We start from the raw sequence: 4,350 nt of genomic DNA, 5'->3' as shown, positions 1-4,350 counted from the left end.
ACTCATTATTATCTTCATCCTCCAATTATAGACTGGGGGGGTGACATAATCACAGCACACTTACAGGGTGACATTATCACAGACCATTAAGACATCCAATAATTGGCAATTGCAAATGTACCTCCTTTCTGATAGAATATCCTTGGTAAATTGCGAAATGGTACATGATGCCCAGAGCCTTCCACAGGTTATGAGTGCATGATCGGCCTATAGCATCGAAAGACTTAGGTTGACAAGCCCCATGACCTTAGGTGAGCATAATGCCCGCACCGGTCCCTGGAGGGGCTTTGTTAGATTATTTGGAGGGAAAACAATGATATCAGCAAGTGAATTGAGAAAAGGCACAACCTTCGAGCAGGACGGACAGGTATTCGTAGTACTTGACTTTCTTCATGTCAAGCCAGGAAAGGGAGCAGCATTCGTAAGGACAAAGCTCAGGAATGTTATCTCAGGTGGAACTACAGACACCACCTTCAATCCGACTACTAAGCTTCAGGAAGCAGTAATCGAGAGAAAGGAAATGCAGTATCTCTACAATGACGGAGAGCTGTACTACTTCATGGACCAGGAAACCTACGAGCAGATTCCTCTCAACTATGAGAAGGTTGAAGATGCGATCAAGTTCCTCAAGGAAAACAATTTTGCAGTCATAAAGTTCTACAAGGGAGATGCATTCTCAGTAGAGGCACCTAACTTCGTCGAGCTTGTCATCACTGAGACAGAGCCAGGAATAAAGGGCAACACAGCTACAAATGCACTTAAGCCTGCGACTGTCGAGACCGGAGCAATGGTAATGGTTCCTTTCTTCATAAACGAAGGGGATGCCATAAGGGTAGATACAAGAACTGGAGAGTACATGGAAAGGGTTTAAGACCCTTGCAGCAGGCCGGCAAAGGGATATCCCTCTGCCGGCTTTGTTCTGCCATATGGAGGCTTATTTTGGAAAAGTTGTCAGATGAATCGATCAGCTGCTTCTTCAGGGAAGAAGTAGGCAGGGTCAGGCTTTTCATGTCAATAAGGGAGATCATAGCTTCAGTGGGTGAGGCTTCAGAACATATCGGCAAATCGCAAATATCCTTCGGTACCAAAAGAAGATTCGCATGGGTATGGATGCCGCTGCGCACGGGAAAAGACAGACCGGAGGGATGCATCATACTGACACTTGCCCTTCGCAGGAAGGCTGAATCAGCAAGGGTTGTGGAAGCAGTCGAACCATATCAAGGCAGATGGACACATCATATTGTTATCTCAGATTCAAAAGACCTTGATAGTGAGATATTGGCTCTGATTGAAGAGGCATATATTGCATCAAATTGAAAATTTCGTGAGAGTCATATAAATTTAAAACCCTGCCAGACAAGCAGGGTTTTCCTATTGCCAAGATTGTTAAAAAGAAAACGAAAAACGCTGCAGAACATACGAATTTGAGAAGCTGTAGTAGAAATGCTTTGGAAGCGAATTATCGAATTATCAGCAATGACTACGTTTACATATGAAAGAAGCATCATAAAATAATATAATTAAATATTTAACAATTTACTTGACTCAAAGCATATGACTTGTTACAATGACAATGTGATAAATAATTAACAAAGGCGGAGAGAATATGAAGACTGTTGGAAATGTAACTGAACTTGTAGCAAAGTTTGAGGAAGTCAGGGAAGCCCAGAGAAAATATTCTACGTATACACAGGAACAGGTAGATGAGATATTCAGGATGGCTGCGCTTGCAGCAAGCAATGCAAGAATAAGGCTTGCTCAGATGACGGTCGAAGAGACAGGAATGGGAATTGTGGAGGACAAGGTCATAAAGAACCAGTTCGCCTCTGAATACATATACAACCAGTACAAGGATGAGAAGACCTGTGGAGTGATCGAGAAGGATGAATCCTTCGGCATCATGAAGGTAGCTGAGCCTATAGGAGTGGTTGCCGCCATCGTGCCTACAACCAATCCGACATCCACTGCAATATTCAAAGCTCTTCTGGCACTCAAGACCAGGAACGGAATAATATTCTCCCCGCATCCAAGGGCGAAGAGGTCGACCATCGAGGCTGCGAGGACAGTGCTTGAGGCAGCAGTTAAGGCAGGAGCGCCTGAAGGGATAATAGGATGGATAGATGAGCCTTCAGTGGAGCTGTCACAGGCAGTAATGAAGGAGGCCGACATAATCCTTGCGACAGGCGGACCTGGAATGGTAAGGGCGGCATATTCATCAGGAAAGCCAGCTATAGGTGTCGGCGCAGGAAATACTCCAGCGATAATCGATGAGACTGCCCACATAAAGATGGCGGTATCGTCCATTCTCCTCTCGAAGACCTTCGACAACGGCGTAATCTGCGCATCTGAGCAGACAGTCATAGTCATGGATGAGGTTTATGATGAAGTGAGAAGAGAATTCCTTGAAAGGGGTGCCTACATCCTGAACGCTGACGAGACAGAGGCTGTAAGGGGTGTGATCCTAAAAAACGGGGGTCTCAATGCGGATATCGTTGGCCAGAGCGCAGCAAAGATAGCAAGCCTTGCAGGGCTGACAGTTCCTGAGGATGCGAAGGTCCTGATAGGAGAGGTAGAGTCTGTAGAGCTTGAAGAGCCGTTCTCACACGAGAAACTTTCGCCTGTGCTTGGAATGTACAGAGTGCAGACCTTCGCTGAAGCCCTTGACAAGGCAGACAGGCTGGTAAGGCTTGGCGGATTCGGACATACGTCCGTGCTGTATACCGACCAGGTGAAGATGAAGGACAGAGTGAATGCATTCGGAGCCAGGATGAAGACGGGAAGGACAATAATCAACATGCCTTCATCGCAGGGAGCCATAGGAGACATCTACAACTTCAGGCTTGCACCCTCACTAACTCTTGGCTGCGGAAGCTGGGGCGGGAATTCCATAAGTGAGAATGTCGGTGTCAAGCACCTCATGAATGTCAAGTCGGTAGCGGAGAGGAGAGAGAACATGCTTTGGTTCAGAGTTCCTGAAAAGATATATTTCAAGTCGGGTGCCATAGGCACTGCACTTCTCGAGCTTAAGGACATGAAGAAGAAAAAGGCTTTCATAGTGACAGACAAGGTGCTTTACAGCCTTGGATACTGCGACAGGATAGCGAAGATACTGGATGAATCAGGGATCGACTACAAGGTGTTCTTTGATGTGGAGCCGGATCCAACCCTTGCCTGCGCAAGGAAGGGAGCCGAGGAGATGAGAAGCTTCAATCCTGATGTTATCATAGCATTAGGCGGAGGCTCACCAATGGATGCAGCCAAGATCATGTGGACCATGTATGAGCATCCTGAGGTAAGGTTCGAGGACCTGGCCATGAGATTCATGGACATCAGGAAGAGGATATATCCGTTCCCGAAGCTTGGCGAAAAGGCAATGTTCATAGCGATACCGACATCTGCGGGTACTGGCTCCGAGGTCACACCGTTTGCGGTAATAACTGATGAATCAACAGGTATCAAGTACCCTTTAGCCGACTACGAACTTACACCTGATATGGCGATAGTTGATACGGAGCTTATGATGGAAATGCCTAAAGGACTTACTGCTGCATCAGGAATAGATGCCCTGACACATGCACTTGAGGCATATGTTTCAGTACTGGCTTCAGAGTATACGAATGCACTTGCAATGGAATCAATAAGGCTGATATTCAAGTACCTGCCTCTTTGCTACACGGAAGGCAGGACCAATATCAAGGCTAGAGAGAAGATGGCCCATGCTTCTACCATGGCTGGAATGGCATTTGCGAACGCTTTCCTTGGAGTGTGCCATTCCATGGCCCACAAGCTGGGTGCGTACCACCACATACCTCATGGAATCGCGAACAGTCTTCTGATTGATGAGGTCATAAGGTTCAACGCAGTTGAGAATCCCAGGAAGCAGGCTGCTTTCCCTCAGTTCAAATACCCAAATATAAAGTTCAGGTATGCAAGGATAGCCGATTATCTGGGACTTCAGGGTACTAACGATGACGAGAAGATAGAGAGTCTCATCGCTGCCATCGACGACCTGAAGAGAAAGCTTGACCTTCCAATGACGATAAAGGAGGCAGGAGTCAAGGAAGCTGACTTCTTCGAAAAGATCGACGAAATGTGCGTGCAGGCTTTTGATGACCAGTGCACGGGAGCAAATCCGAGATATCCCCTAATATCAGAAATCAAGGACATGTATGTGTCTGCCTACTACGGAAAACTGGTTTAGACATAAAATATCCGGAATCCACAAGGATGAATATGCATCCTTATGGATTCCTTATTTGGTCACTTTAGTGCGTTTCAAATGGCACATTTGAAACAAATAAACCACCTGCTATGCAGGTGGAGGAAATAATAGCTTCAGCTTCAAGAAAC

3 protein-coding genes are annotated in these 4,350 nt (G+C 46.3%); all 3 read left to right on the top strand.

Annotated features, from left to right (window positions below; all coding sequences use genetic code 11):
• The first annotated feature begins 313 nt into the window (after window positions 1-313).
• The 3 genes from efp (at window position 314) to adhE (ending at window position 4,201) form a co-directional block, all read left to right on the top strand.
• Complete coding sequence (gene efp, locus J2Z34_RS17415; RefSeq protein ID WP_209461144.1) at window positions 314-871, top strand: elongation factor P; 558 nt, start codon at window positions 314-316, stop codon at window positions 869-871.
• Window positions 872-939: 68 nt separating this feature from the next.
• Entirely contained in the window at window positions 940-1,317 is a 378-nt protein-coding gene (locus J2Z34_RS17410; RefSeq protein ID WP_209461143.1) for a DUF5655 domain-containing protein, read from the top strand.
• A 289-nt stretch (window positions 1,318-1,606) separates the two neighbouring features.
• Window positions 1,607-4,201, top strand: a complete 2,595-nt coding sequence (adhE, locus tag J2Z34_RS17405; RefSeq protein ID WP_209461142.1) for a bifunctional acetaldehyde-CoA/alcohol dehydrogenase — start codon at window positions 1,607-1,609, stop codon at window positions 4,199-4,201.
• Window positions 4,202-4,350: the final 149 nt, after the last annotated feature.

Origin of the sequence: Youngiibacter multivorans (assembly GCF_017873395.1) — a bacterium.
Classification (GTDB): Bacteria; Bacillota; Clostridia; order Clostridiales; family Clostridiaceae; genus Youngiibacter; species Youngiibacter multivorans.
The sequence above is the reverse complement of the archived record's forward strand: the minus strand, read 5'-3'. Positions and strand labels throughout refer to the sequence as shown.